This window comes from Pseudoalteromonas sp. AWM4_233 (assembly GCF_056158285.1).
Window position 1 is genome coordinate 2,872 of record NZ_JBSWSZ010000052.1, and the last position, 342, is coordinate 3,213.

The 342-nt window shown below is 45.0% G+C and carries 1 pseudogene; it reads left to right on the forward strand.

Annotation, left to right across the window (positions count from 1 at the left end):
• A pseudogene (locus tag ACXAC4_RS19610) lies at window positions 1-322 on the forward strand (hypothetical protein); the annotation flags it as partial.
• Between the last annotated feature and the right edge of the window lie 20 nt (window positions 323-342).

Genomic DNA, 342 nt, shown 5'->3' on the forward strand with positions numbered 1-342 from the left:
CATAAAAATACGTATTGCTAAGGTTAACGACGGGTCAAAATATTCACCTCTTACACAGCACCTATTGAACTTCCAAGGCCACTATCACAACGCAATTCACGGCGGCAGTAATGGCCAACCGAACTACCTATACTATACCGAGATGCGAAGTCACCTAGGTAGTTTGAGTGCTTACTTTATCCAAAAGCTTAAAGCCGCGGGCATACTAGATAGTACCATTGTGTTAGAAACCTCAGATATGGGTCATGCCGATAAACATTCAGCAAACCCTTGCTCATACCTCATTGCGGGTGGCGGCACACAGGTGCTGTGTAAGAGGTGAATCTAACCGTCGTTAACCTT